The sequence below is a fragment of the Maricaulis maris MCS10 genome, from assembly GCF_000014745.1.
Classification (GTDB): domain Bacteria; phylum Pseudomonadota; class Alphaproteobacteria; order Caulobacterales; family Maricaulaceae; genus Maricaulis; species Maricaulis maris_A.
Map to the genome: position 1 here is coordinate 2,512,676 of NC_008347.1, position 23,581 is coordinate 2,536,256.

Genomic DNA, 23,581 nt, shown 5'->3' on the forward strand with positions numbered 1-23,581 from the left:
CGGTCAGCCCGGCCTGGCCAGCGCAATGATGCCCGCCTGCCCGCCAAACAATCCGCTCTGGCCTTGATGGTGCGAGCGGCGGGCCGAGAACAGCCGTGCCTCCGCCGCATAGGTACACACGTCCGAGCGCCAGATCGCGTCTTCCGCCAGCCCGGCCATGATCAATTGCCGCCGGCAAGCCTCACCGACATCCAGATGGGCCCCACCCTCGGGGTCTTTCGGCGAGAGGATGCCGCCGGTGACTTCGAAAACCTCCTCGAAGGCCGCGACGACTTCCGGCCCGACCCGGTAATTGACAGCCGAGATTGACGGGCCAATGGCAGCGCGCAGGTCTTCCGGTTGGCTGCCATAGGCATCCTTCATGGCTTCCACCGTGGCCCCGGCAATGTCCTGAACCGTGCCGCGCCAGCCCGAATGGATCGCACCAACGGCCCGTCGAACTGGATCAAACAGCAGGATCGGCGTGCAATCGGCCGTCTGGCAGACCAGTCCAAGGCCCGGTTGGTCGGTGATCAGGGCGTCACCTTCCCCGGCCGCCTGGTCGCCCTTGGGCGGGCCGCCGACGCGCAGCACCGTGCGGCCATGGACCTGGGTGGCAAACACCAGCGCATCCAGTCCCAGCGCCTGCCGGACCCGCTTCCTGTTCTCGGCCACGTGTGCGGCCTCATCGCCGCGAGAGCGGGTCAGGTTGAGCGAGGCATACACCCCCTCGCTGACACCGCCAGGGCGGGTGGTGAAGACATGAACGAGATCGGGATGGTCGAGCGTTGCAGCCCGGATGAGATCGAGTGTCATGGCCGGAACCCTACGCGCTTGTGCCCGAGATCAAAGCCCTTTCCGGCCAGGCGGATGGACCCGATTGCGTCGGCAAAGCCCGACCAGTCATCCCGGTCGGCAATACCGGCCCAGATCGCCTCAACCTGATCGATCACCATTGCCACCGCTTCCTGCCGTTCGAACAGCGCGTGCGACAGTCGCTCCGGCCGGACGGGCTGGTGAGCCGAAAACGCGCTGCGCCAGGCCTCGAATTCAGGTCCGGTGTAGGCAGCGGCGCGCGGGCCGGACAAGGCGCGGTCAGCCGACGCGTCGCCACAGAACCAGTCATGCATCGGCGCTTCCCAGACCAGTTTGGACGCTTCCATGAAAGCCAGGAAGCTGCGGACCAGGACTTCATCCGCCGCCTCGCCCGCCGAAGCCAGCCCGAAGCGGGACAGGAAGGCCTCCAGCAGCGCGGTGCGGTAAAGCTCGGGATAGGTATTGAGCGCCGCTTCGAGCGAGGGACGCTCGCCCACAAGGGCCAGCGCATTGGCCAGTTGTTGCAAGGCCCAGAACACCGCTTCGGGCTGACGGGCGAAACAATACAGGCCCTGCTCGTCGAAATAGGCCGCCGTGAAGCCGGGCTCGTAATGGGGCAGGAAGCGCCAGGGCCCGTAGTCGAAACTCTCGCCGGTCAGATTGATATTGTCGGTATTGAGGACACCGTGCACGAAGCCTGCGGCCATCCAGCTGGCAGCCAGCCTGGCATTGGCCTCGACCACGGCAGACAGCAGCGCCGCCGGTGCGTCGGCCTCACCAGCGAGGTGCGGGTAGTAATGCTCTATCGCGTGGCTGATCAGGGCGTCGATGCGGTCGGAAGCGCCCTCAGACGCATGGCGCTGGAAAGTGCCGATACGCAGATGCGAATGGCCGAGACGGGTCAGGACCGCCGACCGGGTTGGCGAGGGCTCGTCATTGCGGGCCAGCTGCTCACCGGTCTCGAACACGCAAAAGGCCTTGGATGTCTGCACGCCGAGCGCTTCCAGCATCTCCGCCGCCAGCACTTCGCGGACCGCGCCCTTCAGGGTCAGGCGGCCATCGCCGCCGCGCGACCAGGGCGTCTGGCCGGACCCTTTGGTCGCGAGGTCGAGCAGTCGTCCAGCATCATCGCGCAATTGCGCATGGAGGAAGCCGCGGCCATCGCCCAGATCCGGATTATAGGTCCGGAACTGATGACCATGATAACGCATGGCCCGCGGCCGGGGTTGATTGTCCGGCAGGGGCTCGAAGCGCTGGAAGTGAGCTTCGCGCTCGGCCGCATTGAGACCGTCCAGGCCGATGGCCCCATCCCAGCGATCATTCCAGAAGCGCTCGATGGCGGCGGGGAAGTCCGCCGGGTCGACCGGGTCGGAAAACTCATCGCCGAGTTTCGAAAAGGCGGGATCGGGCCGGTAGGCGGGAGAAAAGCTCATGGGAGGCAGCTAAGCGCGCCCGCCGCCGATTGCAAACCTCACCCGCGCAGCGCATCACCCAGAATGACCGCAGTTTCATCGATGATTGCCCGGGCGCCGGGCAGGACCGCAGTCAGATTGAAATAGCCATGCGGCAAGGTCTTGCCGATGGCATAGCTGACCGGGATGCCGGCCGCCGCGAGCCGGTCACGATAGGCCTGCCCCTCATCCAGCAGCGGATCGAGTTCAGCCGCCACAATGTGAGCCGGTGGCAGGCCGGCCAGGTCATTATTGAGCAGGGGTGAAACACTGAGCTCACGGGCATGATCCGGATCGGTCAGATAGGCGCGAACAATCTGGTCGAGCGTGAAACTCGAAAGGAGATGGCCCTCGAGCAGTTTCGGCTTGGCCTTGCGGCGCTCAACCAGTTGAAGGAGCGGATAGATCAGGAGCTGGAAACAGATGGCGTCGCGTCGTGACTGGGCCAGGATTGCTGCCAGGCCGCCGCCCGCCGAGTCGCCAGCCACGGCGAGACGGGCAGGCTGCGCCCCGACCTCGCTCGCGCCGGGTCCGGCCACCCAGTCGAAGGCCGCCAGACAGTCCTCGACCCCGGCGGGCCAGGGATATTCCGGCGCCAGACGGTAATCCACGGCCAGAACCCGCGCGCCCGAATGGGCGGCCAGGCGCCGACAAAGCCGGTCATGGCTCTCCAGATCACCGATCACATAGCCACCGCCATGCATGTAGAAAGTACAGGGCCCCTCGGCCTCGGCACCGTTGGGACGATAGAGGCGCGCCGGGATCTCACCCTCGGCTCCGGGAACCATCAGATCGCGGACTTCGGCGACCTCCGGCGGGCGCACATCCATGTGCGGCGCGGCATTGCGCAAGGTCTCGCGCATGCGCGGCGCGGCGCGGGCCGGTTCGAGCGGGTCAGGCAATCCGAATTTTGTCAGGGCCTCAGGCCAAGCGGGCGTGTCCATACCGTCGGGTTAGCATGGCTGCGAGCGGAGGCAAACGCGGCAGATTGGACCGGGGTCAGTGCAAGGTGACCGCGCCGTCGCGGTTGAGCCGGCCGGCCAGGGCGTCTTCCATTACCGATCGCAGGGCACGCCAGGCATCGGCGCTCTCCGGCAGGCCCTGCCCGTCGAGATCGGTCACCGCCTCGTCGGCATAACCGATCGCCTGTGCGCCGTGCAGATCGACCATGGTCCAGGCAATCTGGTGGATGTCTTGGGCGGTGATTTGCACATGCGGGGTCATTCTGGGCTCCTGCCGGAAGGGGTGTCTTGCCCCGTTAAGAGCAAGGCCCGGGCCACAAGATACCGCAACTAAACCCAACTAAATCAAGTGTTTATGTTTTCCACAGATCGGCGCGCCCTGCCCTGCGGTCGAAATTGCCGAGTCGTTCTGTCCGGGCAGTATCAGGCGCGTTTGCGGCCCGGTGCATATCCGCCGCCTTGCAGATACGCGGTTTCGGCCGGCGTGGAGGTCCGCTGGAGCGCCTCATTGCGATAGGGGAAGCGACCAAACTGACGGATCACATCGCGATGCTTGATGGCGTGGTCGAGCGTTCCGCTACCCGATAGCCGGTCAGCGGCCAGGGCGACGCACAAATCCTGGTCCTCGATGTCCTCGGAATGCATGAAGGGCATATAGACGAAGGCCCGCCGGTCGTCCGGGATGGCCCAGTCATAGCCACGCTCGAGCATGGTCCAGGCGACATTGCGGGCAATCTCGTCATGGGCGAAGGCGTGACCGGAACCGCGCCAGGCATTGCGCGTGAACTGGTCGAACATCACGATCAGGGCCAGGCCTCCAAAGGCGCTGTCTTCCCAGGGGTGCTCGCTCTCCCACCACAGCCGCGCATGGTCTTCGATGGGCCGCGCGAACAGGCGACGCACACGGGCGTCGAATGCGGGCGAGGACGCATACCAGCGGGCCGGACCCGCCGTCTCGAACCAGAAGTCGAGAACGTCGTCGATGGTGGGATGCTGAATGCTCATACCCGCAGGCTACCTGACTGTATCGCCTCGTACAGCTGCGGTGTCATCGGCACATAGCGACCCTCACCCGGATGATCGAGCAGGATCGTGTCGTCGACCCTGGCCGGATCAAACCCATCCTTGACCAGGTCGACCTTGCGGAATTTGAACGTGCCGGTGGTGTCGGTCTGCTGCTGGAGACGCAGGAAGAGCGGACGGGCAAAGGCTGGCAGCGAGTCGTGGACATGGGCATGCAGGGCGTCGAGATCGAGTGCCTTGGCCCCTTCCGTGACCAGGGCCGCCATTCCGGCACGACCGGAATGCCCCGCCACCTCGACACCATAGACATTGGCCTGTTCGATCCCCTTGAAGGAGAAGGCTTCGGCGACCTCGCCGGTGGCGACATTCTCGGACTTCCAGCGGAAGGTGTCGCCGACCCGGTCGACGAAATAATAATAGCCCAGCTTGTCGCGTGACATCAGATCGCCGGTCCGGAACCAGGCATCACCCGGCTCATAGACATCGCGCAACACCTTCTTTTCGGTGTCTTCCTGCGAGCCATAACCGTCAAAGCGGAAACGGGCATCGGACGGGTCAATCCGGCCGATCGCCTCGCCAACTTCGCCCGGCTCGCACGGCACGCAACGTCCCTCAGTGGTGCGCAGCGGCATCTCGCTATCGAGATCGAACTTCACCAGATCGATATTGAAGCGGCTTTTGAGATAGCCCGGGACACGGCCCACGGCACCGGGCTGGTTGTAGGCGTTCACCAGGCCGACATTGCCTTCGGTGGAACCATAGAACTCGACAATGTCCGGCACGTCGAAGCGAGCCTGGAAGGCATCCCAGACATCGCGGCGCATGCCATTGCCGATGGCGCAGCGCAGCGTGTGCCCGGCCTCTTCGGGAACCGGGTCGGAATTGACCAGGAAGCGGCACAGCTCCCCGACATACATGAACAGGGTCGCCTTGAAGCGCTGCACGTCAGGCCAGAAGGCCGAGGCGGAGAAGCGTGGCCGGATCACCAGCGCGCCACCGAATGACAGGGCACAGCCGACGCCACACAGGCCGCCGGTTGCATGATAGAGCGGCAGCACCATCATCATCCGGTCTTCCGGCGCGGCTTTGGCGATGAGCGCGAAAATGTTGAGGTAATAGAGCGCCCGGACATGCGTCATCAGCGCAGCCTTGGGCAGGCCGGTCGTTCCGCTGGTGAACATTTTCAGCACCGGATCACCTGGCACGACAGCCTCGCGCAGCGCCCGCTCGGGCCGGCTATCGCTCATCCCGGCGAGAACGTCGTCGAGCCCTTCCGCGTCGGAAAACCCGCCATCGAAGGACCAGGCCCGGATGTCGCCGAGATCACAGGACCGCGCCGCGTCATAGGCCTCCGACAGCGCTCCTTCAACGATCGCATGACGCGTCTCACCAATGGTCAGGCAATGGGCCAGCGAATGCCCGGACAACTGGCTGTTGATCAGCGAGGTGACGATCCCAACCTTCGACAGGCCGAACCAGACGGCGATATATTCCCAGCGATTGGTCATGAAGAGCGCGACTGTGTCGCCGGGCTTCAAACCCTGCTCCAGCGCCCAGTTGGCGACCCTGTTGGCGAAAGCATCAAACTGCCGATAGCTGATTTCGCCCTCATCGAGGATGGCCATCGGGCGGTCGGGGAAGCGGTCGACAGTGGCCTCGATATGATCGGGCACGCGCAGGCCCGAACCGGGGCCGACCTTGCCGATCTTCTTCAGCACCGAGAGCATGCTCGTCACATAGTTGAACTCGCGCGCGATGGCGCCCAGCATGCCCATTTGACCAAACCTCCCTTGTTTCTTTGCGCGTGACGATATGGCCCGCCCCGATACGGTCAAGCTGAGGCGCCCGCTTGTGCGGGAAGTGTGAACACATGTTTCAGAAGATTACCGGCGAAAGCTGCGTCAAGCGAGCGCGTCCCCGACAGACCTATCGGCGCCGCATGGTGCCCTCGCGGCCCGTCTCTGACATCAGTGCCAGGCATACCGCCAGCAGGGGCAGGTCCTTGAGCAGGAAGTGACCGGCCCGCCCCAGCGCCGGGAAGCCGCCCAATTCTGCCGACCAGCTCCCGGGGAAGGTGAACAGGAAGCTCAGGGTCAGCACAAAGGTGACCATGGCCAGGGCCAGCCCGATGCGGAACAGAGTATTGGAGAACCAGTAACCGACCAGGGCGATAACGGTGATCAGTTCGATCATGCCGATCAGGTTCGACACGGTCTGCAACGGCATCAGCCCGAGCAGCCAGGAAAAGAATGGGCTGGTCTGCACCAGCGGCTCGATGCCCGCCGCCTCGACCGCGGTGAACTTCATCCCGCCGATCCAGCCCAGAACCAGGATCAGTCCCAGCCACATCACCGGCTGGCTCCACATCCGCATGTCGGTGTGGCGCTGGGCGAACATGCGCGAGTTCTCGAAACTCCCGCCCCACAGGGACAGGCCCAGGATGGCGATGTATTTCAGGATGCCCTGGCCGGACCCGATGGCCGGGAAGCCACCGGCCGCCTCGATCCAGACCGGATTGGTCAGCAATACCGTGAGCGCGATGAAGGCGTACAGCCCGGTCATGGCAAAACCGATGCGCCGGAAACTGCCCGACGGGATCGGCGCGCCGACAAGAACGGCGGCAATAATCTGATAAACCCCCAGCGTCTTGGCAGCCGACCCAGCCTGTTCGGCCAAACCGGACAGGAAGGCATGGCCACCAATCCAGCTGCCGGTGATCTGCGTCCCGACCGCGGTGAAATTCATCACCCCGAACCACAGGAACATCACCGCCAGCGACAGGCGGGCAAATAATAACGCGTTTCCAGGCGACACCAAGGTCAGGCCTCCGTCCAGGCTCGAAGCAAAAGGCTAGCACCGGCCACCGCGACTGACGAGCGCAGATTTCAAGAGCTTGATGACGGTTCAGTCAGGTAGGGAACAAGGAGTGTCATGACACCCCCGGCCCCAACAGGCCCGCAAGCGCGACCGCGCGCCGGGCGGTCAGCCCGCCCCATCGGAGGCGCAAGCGCAGCGAAGAGCCGTGAGTTCAAGACCCGGCCCTGACAGGGCCGCAAGCGCGACCGCGCGCCAGCGCTCATGCGCTGCCCCATCGGAGGCGTTCGCGAAGCGAATAGCCGTGAGATAAAAAATGGTGCCCCTGGCCAGACTCGAACTGGCACTTCCGAAGAAAACGGATTTTGAATGTATTTTGTTTACAATAATTACATGTCAAGTCATTGATATTAGTGGTTTTATTCTACATGAAATTTCTTATGTGTAAGTTTATGTGTAATTTTGCATACACACTTCGCGTCTAGTTCTTGCGAATTGGTGTGGACTAGCTAAGCGAATTCGGTCTGGACGAAAATCGCGTCCGCTATGCTGTTAAGCTTATGGAAGTTTGAGGTTATTTGAGCGCCGACAGGGCCGTCGCCCTCTCCCCATATGTCCGACAACGCGTCTATCGCGAGCCGAACGTCGTTGGGGTACAACACGCGGCCTTTCAAAGTCGCGAACGGACCATCCGTTTCAGTCAAAACCCTGCCCTTGGGCATTAGTCGAGCCAGCTCCCGGCCCTTCGCAGACTTCAACATCGCCGGCCCCACAGAGAACCAAGCCCCAAGCGAAACCGCTCTCGACAACTCTGCCTTAGTCCCGCTGAACCAGTGCAAAACTGGAGTGCCTGCATTTGGATGTTGCTCCAGCATGTCGAGCACCTCTGTGGCGGCGCCCCGCGAATGGATCGACATCACTCTCCCGCCGAACTGCGCCGCTGCAGTCAACATGCGACGAAACACCATTTTCTGGAGTTCCAAATACTCCTTGAAGTCGACCGAACCATCGAGGCCGATTTCACCAACAAATCGAGCTTGCGGCATGAGATAATCAATGAGCGCCAACTCATCAGCTCTTTCATGAGCTAGCTGCGGGTGAAAACCCAAAGCGGTTTGCACGCTCTTGTTTCCCGCCGCGAGTTTTTGCGTCCCCAAGAATGCTTTCGGGGTGGTCGTCACCGATAAAACGAAGGTGTTGCTGGTGAGCGCGCGATCAAGAGCCAGTGCAGGACTGTCGTACAGATCTATATGACAGTGAAAGTCGATCATGCATCGATGCCCAGGTCTTTCAAAAATTGATCGATCTCGAACACGCCACGCCGAGCCACGTCCTTGTGCTCGTTACGCGCCGTTGGGTCCAACGGTAGAGGGCCGCCACGTATCACCCATTTGCCGAAATCGCCACCATTTACGCGGCGAATTGCAGCGGAAACAGCCCTGATGTCAGCTCGGTCTCGATCCGTTCTCAGTGCGTCGTTCAAATCATCGAACCTATAACCCACGTGCTTGCTCGTAGCAGTTTCGTCGGCAATGCCCGCGGCATGGAACGCCGACCTACGAATAAGACACGGCACGCATCGCCCGCATTGTTGCCAGTAACGCTTCCACTTACCGCAGGATGTCGTCTTGGATATCAGTTTCGTCACAAGAGGTTGATCGCGGCACTCACGCAAAGCCTCACCTTTCGTTTTGAAAAAGTAAGGGTTTTCGATTGCCGCGGGTATTCCGACCTCATCAAAAATCGCTTGCAACGAAGAAATGAAATGCGGATGCACCGTCCGCGTACTAAGCGCGCCAATTCGGCGCACAGTTAGAGGTGGATTTAGAGAAATAAAGCCGTTCTCTGGGATAATGAGAGGGACGATACTATCATTATGCAGCCTTGATATCGCCGACGCAGCACAGGCTGCTAGGGCTAGAAACACGATACTTCTTGTTCGTGTCGAGGGCTCTCCTTGCAGTTCCCCTCGGATGTCATCGTTGATGCGAAGACTTGGAACCTCTGGGAGCATTCCGTGGAGGTACGTCTGATACCCGCCATCGCCGCGAGTAGACCGGCTGACAAGTAACGGCCGGTGTCCGTCAGCGATCCTGTCTATCGCCCCGATCAGGCTGTCCATGCCACCAGAAAAAAGACAAACCTCGTCAGCGCCCTCCAGATCGACTTTGTTTTTTAGGCGAGATCTTTCTTTGTGGCTGGGAACTGTGTCCCCTCCAGCGACGAAGTTGAAATGCCATTGGTCGCCACTTAGAAACCCGAGTGCCCGTTCGAGCTTTTTCGCGACCGGGGTCCATCGGGCCGGATCTGCCAGACCGACAGTTACTTCAATATTTCGTCCAAATCCATCGTCCGCGGCGGATCTGAGTGCGAAGCGGTCTGCCGCAGCGACGGCAAGCGCTATAGCCAAGAAATCGTACGCAGATTGTTCGATCGGTAAATCTAACCGAGCCAACTGGCGCCGTACTTGGTTCCCCACAGCGTTGGGCGGCCCGCCAACCTGGACACGGCCGAATAACAGTACGGGGATCTCATATTTCGCAGATGAGAAGGCGGCCTGGTCCGGATGGGCGAAGACTCTAGTCATCGGCTTCCTCCCAGTGTTCGAGGGTCACTTTGACCGCTTGAAGCTGAACCTTCTCGATACCCTTCTGGGTCATCTGCGAAATTTGACCGGTGATTGCGCTATCAAGTGCGTCGTCAATGGCCGCTTTCACAACCTCGCGCATATCGTTTTCTCTAGTTTGGAGATGCTCTGATGTTTCAGCACCGTCAGTGGCATCACCGGCTTGTATCCAAACCTCCTGAAACACAGCTTCCGCTAGGTAAAGGTGCAGGACATCACTAAGCATTTCCTCTGTAATATGGCTGGTCTCAAACGTGTCTTCGCCTTCAAGTGCTGTACAGACAGCCTCGATAATCGCGTTACGCACATAGTCGCGACTCTCGGAGTGTGGGGCGATCGCCTCCGCGATGAGTTGCGCGGCAACATCCACATCAGCACCAATAGCCCCCGATAGATCGGAACCCGTTTCCTCCGTTGCGGTTCCACCTTCTGCGAGGTTGGACAAGCCAGCGACCGCAGCGGCGCCAGATCTCGCGACTGCGCCAAACTTGCGTGCCCCCGTCGCCGCACCTCCGGCAGCTGATCGAGCGTATCCACCGAGCGCGCGACTACGGTGCTCGGAATCTCCGGAGGCAGCGTACTTTCGCATGGATGTTCGGAACTGTCGGAAGCGAGACGGTTCAGGTTCGGGTTGTTTGGCTTGCGGCGTTGCATCAGCATGATCGGGAACGAGCTTCGAGCTAGGGCGAGCGCCTCTGCTATCGGTAGAAGTACCCATCTTATTTTGTCTCCCACCAATTCGCGTTTTTCAGCCGAAGTGTGAGCCATCTCGCTGGCTTTGGTATGTGCTGCTTGATGAAATCGGAAAGCGCTTCACCGCAATTTTCAGACTGATCGGCCAGTAGGTGCGCGCCGACATATCCTGGTGGCGCCGAAGACCAATCCGAGACTTGGCTCAAATGGCCGATAATTTGATCGAGGACTGCGCCCCGTTCATCCGCTGGAATTTCGCTAAGAGCGGCTCTCACCGCTGGTGAGGTTTGCTTCGTTGCCTTTAGCAGCACGCGGAGAGCTCCCTCTGCCGTAGGGGAAAGATCTGTCGTCGTCAGTTTGGTAGGCGCGAGATCACGTGCCAGGTAGGCTGCGGGCCGAAGGTCGACCTCAGCGAGACTGGGTTCCAATGCAGCCCATTCGAAAATGAACTTTGCATCGTCGCTCCATTCGGTAGGAAGCTTCGGTGTTTCATTCTTCTTCAAGGCGGCTTCGATAGTCCCAATTTCATCGACGCGGCCACCGTTCGAAGCTGCGATAAAGTTGAGTAGTGCTGCCGTAGCTTTCGAGCTCGCGCACCGTTCGAACAAAACCAATTTGGCGATTATTGCTTCGCTCAGTGGCATCCCACGAGTTCGGGCGATTTGAGAACGAAGACGCACCGCGTTGAGCATCCGTTTTACGATGCGGGGGTTGCCCGAGACACGCTGAGCTTCTGCCAATTGGGGCGCCAGACTTTCAGCCAGTCTGAAGCTATTTTTGATGTTTGCACGTTGGGCTTCACTGAGCGCTTCGGCCACCTGCGCGACATCAAGAAGGTCAGTTGGTTTTAGTTCTATCGACTGCCAGCTCTTTCGCAGATGGTCGATGAAGTGCTTGTTGATTGCTTCGAATTGACTCTTTGCCAGAACGCCGTCGCCATCAAAAGGCGATGCTACAAGGAGCATGAAGAGATAAGACCGCATTTCCGGGAAACCGGCCTTTGGAACTCGGACTGGAATTTGTACAAACTTGTCCAAATAATCGCTTACCAAGCGTGTTTGCTGAGCTCCGTAGTGCTCACTAACGGCATGCCGGATCATTTCTTCGTCGACTGCGATGACGAATGCAGTTTGAGGCACAAACAGGAAGAGCCGGATCGCTTCGAGCGTATGGATGGCATCTCGCGGCAAGCATCGATCAAGATTGTCCACCACCACAACGAGCGTTTTGCCCATTTGACCAAGAAGTTCCTCGAACTCCTGTCGGAACGCGCGTACTTCTTCGGGAGGCGAATAGGTCTCAGCCGGTTGGAACAGACCCGCTCCGCGATTAGCAACATCACCCGCCGCATCGTGAATGGCCGTGAGGTCGGATTGATCGCCTCCGGATGTCATTGCTTTCGCAGCAGCACCAATCCCGGCATTAATTGTCCCAAACGCTGGCAAACCGACCGCGGCGGCGCCTAGTTCGGCTATCAGACCAAGGGCGCGAAGCTTGTTCACTCGGCCTAGTAGGTCGCTAACTTTTTCGAGAAGTGTTTCGTCGTCTTTTACGGCATCGCGAAGTGCGCCGCCAATTGTATCCAGCAGCGCCGCTCTTGCGTCATCGTAACTTTGGAAGAGCCAAGCATCGAAGCTTATTAGTATGACATTTTCGTCGTCTTTGAGCCTCGCCTCGATGAGTTGAACCATCGAGGATTTGCCAACCCCCCAACCTCCGAAAACACCTACGGAGAGAGGGCGAAGCTCCTCTTTCTCCAGTATATTGACCACCAACTCTGCTGTCTCAGAGTAATTTAGGTAATCGTTTTCTGACTCGTTATCTGACCACATGCGCAAATTCCATCACAGGTTGCCGAAATATCAAACCAAATTTTGCGCGACTTCGGGCGGTTAGCGATTAAACTTACTATTGATCGGCTAATACGCGCGTGACTTCCGTCACTATTCCCTTGGTGAGAAACCAAGCTGACATTCCCTCGGAGCCGACACGCATCCAACCAGCATCGCTTCGCAGCGATCATCATACCCCCGAAGCGGGGTTGACCGAGCAAGGGCGACGCTGTGCTGACAGTTAGGCCTCTTGGTCAGGCTAGCTGTTCATTGGCTAGGTTGACTTCGTACCGGGCGCTTCGACCGGCTCCGACAGGTAGCAGCGCACCTATCTCGGCAAGATGCTGCAGATCCCTCGTGGCCGTCGCTTTGGACACCTTGGCCATGGACATGTATTTGCGCGCATTCATGCCGCCCTGGAACCCGTCAGGTCCAGCTTCCAGCATCTTCACAACGATCTTGTTCTGACGCTCTGATAGCGCGTCACCATGGCGATCGAAGAACCGCGCCTTTGCGAGGATAAAGCTAACTTGCTCATCCGCCCTGTCTTGAGCTTCTACGATGGTGCTGACGAAGTAGTGCACCCATTCGGTGACATCATTGGAACGCTGCGCGCGCTTCAGCGCATCGTAATAGTCATTGCGCTTTCGCTCGATTGCCTCAGACAAGCTGAGCACAACCGGGCGCCCGAGCCCTTGGGACAACACCTTCTCAGATAGAGCCCGTCCGACACGACCATTACCATCTTCGAACGGGTGGACGCTCTCGAAGTAGACGTGCGCTATCGCGGAGCGAACCGGTGCCGGCTGCATAGCCGCTGGCCCATCTGGCGCACTGTCATTGAACCAACTTATGTAGCGCGCCATCTCGTCGGGGACGCGATCTGATGGCGGCGCTTCATAGTGGACCTTCCACTTGCCGTAGGCACCAGACACGACTTGCATGGGCTCATCGCTGGATCGCCATTGCCCAACGCTCAGTTTTTCAGGATCAGCAACGCCGCCTAAGAGAAGCTGATGCCAATCAAAAAGCATTTGATCGGTGAGAGGGGCGGCATACTCGTCACGAACACGAAGCATCAGCTGCGCCACGCCTTTGGCGCGCTCATCACTGACTTCCTCTGGTTCCGGTCCAACACCCAGATGCTTCATCAGGGAGGAGCGAACGTCCTCTCTGCTGATGAACTCACCTTCGATTTCGGAGGTCTTCACAGCCTCGGCCACCATCAGCTCGATGATGGTTTCGGTTTGCATGCTGTCAGGCAGGCCGCTAAGGGCACCACTTACACGCCCCGCTTTCTCGGCGAATTCGTATAAAAGCCCCTGTATTTCCGCAACTTCAAAGCGGAATTCAGGCCAATCTTTTTGCTGCCAATTGTACTTCATGAGCCGATTGTACCACTTAATCGGCTCACAAAACAAACTAATTATGAGCCGATTAGGGTTTCTAATCGGCTCATAGCGCTAAATTAAAGCAAGCTGTTGAGCGCTCGGGTCAGGGATTCCGTACACTTCTCGCGCCATCGAGATGGTTTGAGAGCCCGAGAAAATGGGCTTATCTCGAACTTCATTTGGATGGTCCCAACCAGCCCAGATGCGCAAGCCAGACCCCCGATAGGATACGGATATCCGACCAGGTCCACAGGAACCGCCTGCGATGCCAAGAACCTTTTCAAGAAACGCATGAAGTTGGTCATCGGTTGCCCCATTGACGAGTTCGTCACCGAACCAGCGCAAAAGCGCGCTGGTCGCGATTTCGAATGCGGTCCGCTTGTCCGCATATGAGAGGGCCGCGCTGATAACGCGGCCTTCTTGCTTGATTTGCGAGATGGCTTCTTGGCGCTTCTTGCGTCATCCAAGAGCATTACGACGCCGTCCGGTGGCAATGCGTCCAGCTTGAGCCGGATGTGGCCGCCCTTCGTGGTCCAGGCTGCGCCGATCTCACGCCAGAATGATTTCCGGCCGGTGGCTTCATCGCCATCGCGTACAGCAAAGGCGCGAAGAGCGGGTTGAGCGAAGTTTGTCATAGTTGTGTCTCCTTTGGTTTTTGGGCTGAAACACGTCCGTCGTGTTCCAATCGCGGATCACCAAAGGTCGATGGGAGGGAGCTTTGCTGCCCTGTAACCGTAGGCGGCGTTAGCCGGGGCTTAGCGGAGCAAACCCCACGCACCTAGATTTGCGTTTCTTGGACGACGAACGGATGAGGGACGCCAAGAACCGTGGAGCGCCATCGCAACGCGCACAGCTTGAGACACCCGTTTATGCCACAAACAGACGTCCCAGCCGGTCCGCAAAATTGCGCTAGAGATCGTCGCCCCGACCAGAAGGGGAGACAAAACACTCGTGCGCTTGCGACATCGGGCACAGCATCAAAAATGCGATAGGCTCGCACTAGCGAAAACCCTACGTTGGCATATGAAACGAATTGGTTTGTAAATTTGCCATGCTTGGAGGAATGGGTTGGCTCTAAAAGATAGACCTGATCCGGCATGGTCCGGACGCGTAGTTCTCGAGCCAGGGTGGGCCCTGTTCCGGGGACAGACGGGACACGCGACCTTCCATAAGCACTACGCCGTGCAGATCATGTTTTCGGCCAAAGACGATCGGGTCAAGAGTGCTGGAACGAAGAGCGCCTCCAAGGGTAGGGTGACGATAATTTCCTCAATGGAACCGCACCAGGTCACCTCGTCATCGCATGTGACGGACGTGCTATTCGTCGACCCCCTTCGATACCAGCACCTGGCAGAAAGCCACGGTGCCGATGCATTAGCGTGCGCTAATGTCGATAGCTGGATCTCGCATATCAGATCCGCCACCGCAAAACCCAAAGATTTGCGCATCGCAGAACTCCTGCGGGAGCTCGACGAAATGGAGGAGCTAGCACCAGGTTATTCAGCTCGTGATGCCGCAAGGCAAATCAATCTCTCGTCGTCGCGATTTTCCGCGTTGTTCCGGGCCGAGATGAAACTACCATTTCGACAGTGGGTGCTTTGGTCTCGGTTACAACGGGCGTTGAGCGTCATACTTTCGGGAAGCGACCTAACTAGTGCAGCTTATGCAGCAGGGTTTTCAGATTCTGCTCATCTGGCTCGAACGATGAAATCGATGTTCGGCGTGAGCTTAAGCAAAGGCATCGCTCCGCTAACGCGAATTAGTATCTAGCGCATCGACTTAAATGGTCGAATAAGCTGACTCCAATAATCGGTAGGGTAGTCTGGCTCGCCTTCAATGCCGAGATCGTCCGATGTGAAAGTGCGGTTGGGATCAAAGGACGCTGTGCCGAGCAACCAGTCCCATACCATAGTGAATAGGCCGAAGTTGACATCACCTTCACGGGCGGAATTGAGATGATGGAAACGGTGCGCCGGAGCCAGCGCAAGAACGTACTTGAACGGTCCGACACGCACGTCCGCATTTGAGTGCTGCAACAGGAGCTGAAGCGCGATGGCGACCACTAGCAACCAGGCTACGTCTTGCTGCACACCTAGTAAAATTATAGGAAGCACCCCACACACGCCTTCTATCAATTGATGAAGCGGATGTTTCATTAGACCGTTAAATCCATACATGCGTTTAACGCTGTGATGAACCGCATGAAATCGCCAAAGCCAATTAATCCGATGACTCGCGAAATGAGCCATCGTAATCCCGAAATCAACGATGCCTATCGCCAACAACAACTGCCCCCAAAGCGGCCAGTGACTTGGCCAGACCCCAAAATTCGGCAGCAGGGCGGCCAGAAACGGCAAACCCAAGATCGATAAGAAGTTCGCGCCCTCATTGACCACAAAGTGTAGTCGGTCTCGCCAGCGGTCTTGGTGAGAGAGGTTCCAATCTGGATTGTAGGGGATGAGTCTTTCGACCAAAAACGAGACGAAGATCACGCCGACGATCAGGGCCGCGAGCCAGACATGGTGGGCCCCCATAGATACAAGGGTTAGAGCCAGTGCGTTGCCACCCAAGAGAACAAAAGGCACAAAACCCAAGCGCAAAACCCAGCGAATTCCATTCATTTGATACACCGTTCAAGGATTGTCGAACGACATAATGGCGAGCGGCGATACCGTTGGCTTGAACGTTTCAACTGACTCCATCGAACCCCGGGCCGAGCCCGCGGATCGTAGCGTTGATACCTTGCTACGATCCGCAGAGCCTGTAGTGCCGGTCCTCGAAATCGAACGTCGTATTGACGTTCGATGCACAGCCGCGGAGTACAGTGCCTTGTCATCAGTCACGAGCGTGCTCTGTCTCCAATACCGAAACATGCCCGCCCGGTTTTGGTGCGAACCACCGATGTAGCGCTGGCAGTACGAGCAAGGTAAGGACGGTTGACGAAACGAGTCCGCCCATCACAACGGTCGCTAGCGGGCGCTGCACTTCAGCACCTACTCCAGTCGCAAATAGCAATGGCGCCAAACCAAGCGCTGTCGTGAGCGCTGTCATCAGCACCGGCCTTGCTCTCAGTCCTGCCGCTTCAATAGCGAGCGCATTGTGGTCGCGGCCTTGCCGCGCGAAGTCGTCCATAAAGCTGACGAGCACCATTCCGTTACCAAGGGCGATACCGAAAAGCGCAATAAACCCGACCGTGGCTGGCACCGAGACTGGTAATCCTGTTAGCCACAAAGCGAGGGCGCCACCGGTCAACGCGAGAGGAATGTTCAGCAGGATCAATATCGCTGACTTGAGCCTCCCAAATGCGAGTAACAGGATGAGAAGAACTATTCCCAACGTAATCGGTATCACCACGGCGAAGCGGGCATTGGCCTGTTGTTGCAGTTCAAACTGGCCACCCCATTCGACACGATAACCAGGCGGAAGGTCTAGCTGACTGGAGGTCGCCGCTTGCGCATCGGCAACAAAGGAGCCGATATCGCGCCCGCGAACATTGAGCTGCACCGTTATGAAACGCTCCCCATTTTCGCGCGTTATCTGACGAGGACCGACAACAGTTCTTATCGAGGCGACACTTGAAAGCGGCACCCGAGCACCACTCTCGCTTTCTAGGATAAGTCGGCCAATCGCCTGCGCATTGTCACGCCGGTTTTCGTCAAATCTGACGACCACTGGAAACTGGCGAACCCCTTCAAAGAGGACGCCGGCTTCCGCCCCGCCGACGGACGCGCTCAGCGTATCAAGGGCTTCCTCCACTGAAAGACCATATCGGCCTAAGGCCGCGCGATCGACCGAGACGACTAACTGTGGCGCGCCGGTGATCTGATCAGCCTGCACATCACTCGCCCCGCTGACACGTTGAAGAATTGATTGTAGTTCCTGCGAACCTTCCAACAGCACATCCATGTCAGGACCGAAAATTTTTACCGCGAGCTGAGCTTTCGTGCCGGTTAGAAGTTCATCAACCGACATCGCGATCGGTTGCCCGATGTTCACTCTGATTCCCGGAAAGGACTCCAGATCTTCGGATATTTCTGCACGCAGGTCGGTCGGTGTGAGGCCGGGTCGCCACTCTGACCTTGGCTTCAAAGCGACAAAGGCCTCAATACTGTTTACCGGGTCAGCGTGAGCCCCGACCTCGCCTCGGCCAATTCGACTAACAATGGAGTCAATCTCAGGGAACGCCGCCAGCAATCGACGTTCAAGTCGTGTTGATGTCTCGCGCCCCTCGGTGAGCGATATTGATGGAGCCATAGAGACCCGAAGTAAGATATCACCTTCTTCGAGAGCGGGTGTGAACTCCGAGCCCAATCTTGAGCCCGCCAACCCTCCGATGACCAAAAGTCCAAGCGCTAACGCAACCGCAGCAAGGCGTGCGCGGACGAACACGCTTGCGACAGACTTGACCACGCCGGCGATTGCGCCCTCGCCAGACGTATTGTGTTTGGGTGGCTTGATTAAGCCAAAGGCCATGGCGGGCGCGACTAGCGCGGCGTAGAGGAGCGATCCTGTCATGGCAAGGGCGGCAGACGCAGCAAGCGGCCGGAAAGTCTTACCCTCAACACCTTCCAGCGAAAATAGAGGCAGAAACACAATAATCACGACTGCGACGGCTGCGATTAGCGGAGCGATAACTTCCGCGGTCGATTTGGCGACCACATCGCGAGCGTCCTCGCCATTCCGCCGTTCCCGGAAACCTCGGTCGACATTTTCGGCAATGACGATAGCGCCATCAACCATCATACCGATGGCGATGGCGACACCTCCCAAAGACATTAAATTTGCGCTAATGCCCAACACGCTCATCGAGATGAAGGCGAAGCCAACCGAGAATGGAATTGACAAGACCACCACTAGGCTAGGTCGCCAGCCACCGAGGAAGATAAACACGACAACTGCGACCAGTAGAGCACCTTGCCAGAGCGCGGTCGTGACGGTCGAGGCCGCCCGTCTAACCAGTGTACCCTGATCGTAATATGGAACGGCGCGTACGCCTTCTGGCAGGGATGCATTGATCTCATCGAAGCGCGCGTGTGTGCGCTCAATCACATCAGACGTGTTCGTACCATAGAGTTTAAGAACGAGGCCGGCGACCGTCTCGCCATTGCCGTTGGCAGTCGCGAGCCCTTGGCGCGTACCACCGCCAATAACGACCTCTCCAAGATCGCTCACTCTGATCGAACGACCGTTGACCGTGCTAACCGGCGTTTCTGCGAGGTCGGAAACCGATCGTGCCAAGCCGACACCACGCACGGTGTATTGTTCCGCGCCTACTTCGATGAATTGCGCACCGGTCGTGCGATTTGCGCTTTCTAGAGCACCGATTACATCTGCCACCTCTAAATCATAGGCGATCAGAAGATCGGGATTGAGACGAACTTGGTATTGCTTTTCGAAACCGCCAAGCGCTAGCACTTCGGTCACGCCTTCGACGGATTGAAGAGGGTACTTAATCATCCAGTCGGTGATTTCGCGGAGTTCGGTCAGATCATAGGCGCCAGTCTCATCGACGACGCGAAAGTACATGATGATGCCTAGTCCGCTCGAAATGGGCCCGAGCTGGGGCGTCCCGAAACCATCTGGGATGGCTTCGCTGGCCTCTGGTAATCGCTCGCCTACGACCTGGCGTGCGAAGTACACATCCGTGCCATCCTCGAAATAGATGTTTACAATGGAGAGACCGAAATTTGAGACCGATCGGATTTCCTCGACATCTGGAAGACCGGACATCGCGGTTTCGACTGGGAAGGTTACATAGCGTTCGACTTCTTCTGGAGAGAGCCCTTCGGTTTCGGTGAACACCTGAACCAGCGAGGGTGAAGGATCGGGAAACGCATCAACTGGAAGCGCACGAAAGGCAAACAGCCCCCCTACGGTGAGGGTTAGGGCCGCGATGGCGGCTAGCAGCCGGCCGCCGGCAAGGCGGTGCATTAAGTTTTGCATATCTCTAACTTCCTAGTCGTCATCATCACCGAAGGAGTCTCTTTCGAGATGTGCTTTGAGCGTGAATGCACCCTCTGACACGTAGAACTCTCCTTCATCGAGGCCAGACAGGATCACGGTCTGGTTGCCGGATTCAGTTCCCGGCTCCACGGTCCGCGGCGCAAATCCGTCATCAGTTGGAACGAACAGACTCGTTCGACCCGCAACTTCAACGATGGCCGCCGATGGCACTTGGAGGCGGCTCTCGTCGGCCCCGGTTGCAATCTCAGCCGTTGCGAACTGACCGGGGCGCATCCGCCGGTCAGAATTGTCCACAACCATGCGGGCGGTCGCCATGCGCGAGGTTTCGTCTATCGTCGGCAAAACGGTCGAAATCACACCTTCTGCTAACTGAGCCCCCGTTTCTGACCGAAGGACGACGGCCATGCCGGCTTCAACGATTGCTGCGTCCTGCGTGTAGACCGCTATGTCAGCCCATAGGACGCTGTCATCAACAATGGTGAAGAGAGCTGGGGCGCTTGCGTCTTCTGCCGATACTGCTGCGCCAAGGATTGCTGTTCGGCGCGCAACCACACCGCCGATGGGAGCCCGAAGGCGGGCCTGGGCGAGTGTTAGGTCGGGCGCATCGCCGAGAGATGCGAGCTCACTGCGAGGAACGCCCACAGCAATGAGCTTGTTCTCAACGCCTTCGCGTGCGGCGCTGGCCGCGATGAGCGCAGCGCGGGCAGCCTGCAGGTCAGCCTCGGGTGTAATTCGCTCTGCAAAAAGCGTTTCCTCACGTGCCAGGGCTTGCTGGGCAAGGTTTTCGGAAGTGGCGGCTGTCAGAAACTCAGCCTTCAGGTCGGCGAGTTCACGACTGGAGAGGATTGCCAGCGATTCATTGGGAGAGACGAGATCGCCTTCGGTCGCTGTAATTTGGATGATCCGCCCGCTCACTTGCGGTGAGACTGCGGCGACGCGATCTGCATCAAACCTCAACTCGGCCGGGAGAGAGAGAAACTGTCTCAGGGGAGTACGTGTCGCGCGCGCGGTCACAATGCCAGCCTCTGACGCCACCTCCGGGCTTAACTCAACTTGGGCAGATTGTTCGCCATCATCGTGATCCACTTCCGTTGCGGAGGAACGATCCGAGTCTCGGTCCCCACCATTGCCACAAGCGGTAATGGCCAAAGTAGCGGCGATGACCGCGAATAGATGCGGTTTACCAATCATCGGATATCTCCATCAAAGGGGGCTGCCCCAATCAGAGCTCGCAGACGCAGCTCTGCGCTCTGCAAGGCAAACTCTGCATCAATCACAGCGAGTTGGGCGCTCAACAGGGCCGCGCGGGCATTTAGGGTGGCGGTGAGATCGAAACGACCAATCTGATAGCCACGCGAGGCCGCCTCGTAGGCCTCCGTCGCCGCGGGCAGCGTATCGTGTTTTAGGATTTGCAATCGGCTTTGTGCCGTGCGTTGAGCCGCAGCTGCAGCCCGTTGCTGGGCTAACAAGCGTTGTTCGGTAACTGCTCGATTGAGTGTGGCGGCATCGCTCCGGATCGCCGACGCTCGCGCAGCATCCCGCCCGCGATCGAAGATTGGGAGCGGCAGGCTAACACCCGCGACGAAAGCCTCATCGCCGGTCTCTTCAAACCGCCGGATTCCTGCCGATACGCTTATGTCTGGGATGATGGCGCTTCGGGCAAAGCTGGTTTCGGCCTGTCGGACACGAACGGCTGCATCTGCTGCATTTAGCGCAGGGTGTGTCACGTCTGCTTCGACTTCCGCGATGGTGGAATTAAAGCTCACTCCCATCGGTGCTGAGAATGTGGGCTCGGCACTGCCCCACAGGAGAGCAAGCGCGTATCTGCGGCGATCAATACCTGCCTGCGCCGTTTCGACAGACGCGCGCAAAGCGGTCGCGTCCGCCCGCGCCCGCGAGAGCTCCGGTGGTGCCGCAGCGCCCGCATCGACTCGGCGCGCCACAATGCTCACCAGTTCATCCGCTAGATCCGCACTTTCTTCTGCAAGGTTTCGTAATTGGACGGCTGCCACCAACTCAGCAAAGACGATCGCGGCCTCTAGTTCAGTCTCCCTCAGGATAACCGCGCATTCCGCGCTGGCGAGCGCCTGGCGAGCCCGCGCAGCTCGTTCCTCGAGCGCTCGCTTCCCTCCAAGACGGAGCGTTTGTTCTAATGCGAATGTTGATTCAGTTTGATCAAAACCCGACAACGCGTTGCTGCCCGCAAAATTCTCCAGTTCGAGCGATAGGGTCGGGTTGAGCCGCCGCCCGGCTTGGTCCGCCTCTGCACCGAGGGCGCGGGCCTCCAATCCGGCCGCGCGAACAGCAGGCGAGGCGTGGCGAACTTCTGAAAGTACGGTGAAAAGTGTTAGGGGCCTTCCCGGCGAAATTTGTGGCGAACCGCCAATCCGTCCATCGCAAGGTGAGGCCAGCGCGCCTTCGGTCAATGCGGCGAGCGCCAGGGCTGCGGTAGCGCCCTTTAGAAAAAATGACATGTTGTATGCTCCTCAAGCGGATCCAGCTAAAGCGTGCCCGCAAGTGCGGACCGATGTTCTGCTAAGGATCAGGCTCGAGGGGGACGATAGAGACTGCCGATCGGTCGAGATCGCAAACTGTCGACTGGCTGCGGTCTAGCTGAGGGCGCGCCACTCGGTGCCAAACCTGCCTCGTATGATACTTGTCGCGTTTTGAACGCGTGACAGGGGCCGCAATTTTTCCCACGGTCTTCGTGTTCTCCCCGACCTTCGTCCCGCTGCTCGGCGCTGTTCGCCTCTTGGCCAATCACGCAAGCGATAGCGAACTTGTCGTCACATAGCTGGGCATCAGCTATGTGCGCCAACAAAAACGCGCAGGCCACGAGAAGTGAGGCTGCAAGTTTTAGCGTCAGGCCGATCGGCAAGAGTATATTGGTCGATGCCGCTATGATTTCGCCTCTACTCAGTTATCCAACACCCAATTTGGTGAGCAAAATGGATTCGTTCAGATTGAACTACGAAAAGCCTTACTTCCTATAGCGGCTGTAGAAGCAAGCGGTTTTCGAATTTTTTTACATTGTCTCAATCGTGGCGGCTGCCAATTCACTAGAGGCAGGTTGATTGCAGACCCTTGTTCTTGAGTGACGCGCACATACTCGCTAACTACCGGACCCGACCATCATCATCACGATCGCGTTCACGCTGACGGCGCAGCCGTCGCTCGATCTCACTCAATTCGTCCCGGTCAAGAGCGTCTTGACGATCGAAGCCACCGGATTTCTTCCGCTGCGCCTCATGGCTCTTCCAGTCCCCGAAGCGCGCTTCGAGCATCGCTAGACGATGCTTCTTGCCGCCGACTTGGGAGAGCTTGGCGAAGCCCTTCCCATCGCTGAAGATCAATCCTTGGCCCTTGCCATGGATACCGAGCCCGCGCTCGGAAACCCGATCTTCAAGATCATTCCATGAGGATGCCTCATCGAAGTGCGGCCGAATGAACTGGCGCAACTCACCGATCTTATCTTTGCCCCAGGCGACAAGCGCGTTGACGTCAAACCCGCCTTCAGCCCGCTTCTTCAAACGCTCCCCAAAGCTCAACACACGGGAGAGCCGTCCAGGCACCTGCTGTAAGCCTAACTCCCTCTCTTGGGTTTTGAGAGAGCGTTCAAGGCGGGTCTTGTAGCGCCACTTCGGCCAGGCCTTACCGGTTTCCGGATGCACCCGATTGACCAGAACATGGAGATGCGGGTGTTCGGTGTCATTGTGACAAACGATCACCGACTGATGCTCCGACAAACCGAGATCTGAGAGCGTTCGATCTGCAACGCCCGCCATGGCGTCCGGCTCGAGCTGCTCGTCGACTGGCCAACTGACAGAAAAATGAAAGACGGGATCTTGAACCCGTCGCGACATCCGCGCCGTGGCACGCATCATCGCAGGATAGGTGTCCGGATCGGTTGTCGGCAGATTGCGCGCCTCTGCCCATTCGACCCGCTCAGGTCGATCGCCACGCTGCCCCGTGGCGAGATATCGGGCAAGGCCGCCAAAGCCGGTTCCGGTCTGAGCTTCTCCGATCACAA

General features: G+C 58.7%; 18 protein-coding genes. 1 reads left to right on the plus strand and 17 read right to left on the minus strand.

The window, feature by feature from the left end; translation table 11 throughout:
* Positions 1-3 precede the first annotated feature (3 nt).
* From pgeF to MMAR10_RS12005, 12 genes are all read right to left on the minus strand, one after another.
* Positions 4-795: a peptidoglycan editing factor PgeF gene (pgeF, locus tag MMAR10_RS11950; protein ID WP_011644241.1), complete on the minus strand. Its 792-nt coding sequence runs from the start codon at positions 793-795 to the stop codon at positions 4-6.
* Positions 792-2,228 carry a protein adenylyltransferase SelO gene (locus MMAR10_RS11955; protein WP_011644242.1) on the minus strand — a complete coding sequence of 479 codons (1,437 nt, stop codon included), beginning with the start codon at positions 2,226-2,228 and terminating at the stop codon, positions 792-794. Before MMAR10_RS11955 ends, pgeF begins: the two co-directional genes overlap by 4 nt.
* A gap of 38 nt (positions 2,229-2,266) precedes the next feature.
* Entirely contained in the window at positions 2,267-3,190 is a 924-nt protein-coding gene (locus tag MMAR10_RS11960) for an alpha/beta hydrolase (protein WP_011644243.1), read from the minus strand.
* Positions 3,191-3,245: 55 nt separating this feature from the next.
* Positions 3,246-3,470, minus strand: coding sequence for a hypothetical protein (locus tag MMAR10_RS11965; RefSeq protein ID WP_011644244.1), 225 nt, complete (start codon positions 3,468-3,470; stop codon positions 3,246-3,248).
* A gap of 161 nt (positions 3,471-3,631) precedes the next feature.
* On the minus strand, positions 3,632-4,213 hold the full coding sequence (locus MMAR10_RS11970) for a DUF924 family protein (protein WP_011644245.1): 582 nt from the start codon (positions 4,211-4,213) through the stop codon (positions 3,632-3,634).
* Entirely contained in the window at positions 4,210-6,066 is a 1,857-nt protein-coding gene (locus MMAR10_RS11975; protein ID WP_267878553.1) for a long-chain-acyl-CoA synthetase, read from the minus strand. The genes MMAR10_RS11970 and MMAR10_RS11975 overlap by 4 nt, the downstream gene beginning before the upstream one ends.
* 91 nt (positions 6,067-6,157) lie before the next feature.
* Positions 6,158-7,045 (minus strand): DUF417 family protein, encoded by an 888-nt coding sequence (locus tag MMAR10_RS11980; protein ID WP_011644247.1) that lies wholly within the window; start codon positions 7,043-7,045, stop codon positions 6,158-6,160.
* 509 nt (positions 7,046-7,554) lie between these two features.
* Positions 7,555-8,316 (minus strand): Qat anti-phage system TatD family nuclease QatD, encoded by a 762-nt coding sequence (qatD, locus tag MMAR10_RS11985; RefSeq protein ID WP_011644248.1) that lies wholly within the window; start codon positions 8,314-8,316, stop codon positions 7,555-7,557.
* Entirely contained in the window at positions 8,313-9,632 is a 1,320-nt protein-coding gene (gene qatC, locus MMAR10_RS11990; RefSeq protein ID WP_011644249.1) for a Qat anti-phage system QueC-like protein QatC, read from the minus strand. Before qatC ends, qatD begins: the two co-directional genes overlap by 4 nt.
* Positions 9,625-10,116, minus strand: coding sequence for a hypothetical protein (locus tag MMAR10_RS11995; RefSeq protein WP_121212574.1), 492 nt, complete (start codon positions 10,114-10,116; stop codon positions 9,625-9,627). The genes qatC and MMAR10_RS11995 overlap by 8 nt, the downstream gene beginning before the upstream one ends.
* A 274-nt stretch (positions 10,117-10,390) precedes the next feature.
* A complete protein-coding gene (locus MMAR10_RS12000; RefSeq protein WP_011644251.1) occupies positions 10,391-12,196 on the minus strand; it encodes a KAP family P-loop NTPase fold protein in 1,806 nt (601 codons plus the stop codon).
* A gap of 254 nt (positions 12,197-12,450) precedes the next feature.
* Entirely contained in the window at positions 12,451-13,581 is a 1,131-nt protein-coding gene (locus tag MMAR10_RS12005; RefSeq protein WP_011644252.1) for a Fic family protein, read from the minus strand.
* Positions 13,582-14,778: 1,197 nt separating this feature from the next.
* On the opposite strand from MMAR10_RS12005, the gene MMAR10_RS16390 reads away from it, so the two are divergent.
* The gene (locus MMAR10_RS16390) at positions 14,779-15,357 is read left to right on the plus strand and encodes a helix-turn-helix domain-containing protein (protein WP_233128349.1); all 579 of its coding nucleotides are present in this window, start codon (positions 14,779-14,781) and stop codon (positions 15,355-15,357) included.
* Here MMAR10_RS16390 and MMAR10_RS12015 read toward each other — a convergent pair.
* The 5 genes from MMAR10_RS12015 to MMAR10_RS12035 form a co-directional block, all read right to left on the minus strand.
* The gene (locus MMAR10_RS12015) at positions 15,354-16,208 is read right to left on the minus strand and encodes a sterol desaturase family protein (protein WP_011644255.1); all 855 of its coding nucleotides are present in this window, start codon (positions 16,206-16,208) and stop codon (positions 15,354-15,356) included. The genes MMAR10_RS16390 and MMAR10_RS12015 overlap by 4 nt on opposite strands.
* A gap of 214 nt (positions 16,209-16,422) precedes the next feature.
* On the minus strand, positions 16,423-19,530 hold the full coding sequence (locus MMAR10_RS12020) for an efflux RND transporter permease subunit (protein WP_011644256.1): 3,108 nt from the start codon (positions 19,528-19,530) through the stop codon (positions 16,423-16,425).
* Positions 19,531-19,542: 12 nt separating this feature from the next.
* Positions 19,543-20,742 carry an efflux RND transporter periplasmic adaptor subunit gene (locus tag MMAR10_RS12025; protein ID WP_011644257.1) on the minus strand — a complete coding sequence of 400 codons (1,200 nt, stop codon included), beginning with the start codon at positions 20,740-20,742 and terminating at the stop codon, positions 19,543-19,545.
* The gene (locus MMAR10_RS12030) at positions 20,739-22,025 is read right to left on the minus strand and encodes a TolC family protein (RefSeq protein ID WP_011644258.1); all 1,287 of its coding nucleotides are present in this window, start codon (positions 22,023-22,025) and stop codon (positions 20,739-20,741) included. Before MMAR10_RS12030 ends, MMAR10_RS12025 begins: the two co-directional genes overlap by 4 nt.
* 642 nt (positions 22,026-22,667) lie before the next feature.
* Positions 22,668-23,579 carry a relaxase/mobilization nuclease domain-containing protein gene (locus MMAR10_RS12035; RefSeq protein ID WP_011644259.1) on the minus strand — a complete coding sequence of 304 codons (912 nt, stop codon included), beginning with the start codon at positions 23,577-23,579 and terminating at the stop codon, positions 22,668-22,670.
* Positions 23,580-23,581: the final 2 nt, after the last annotated feature.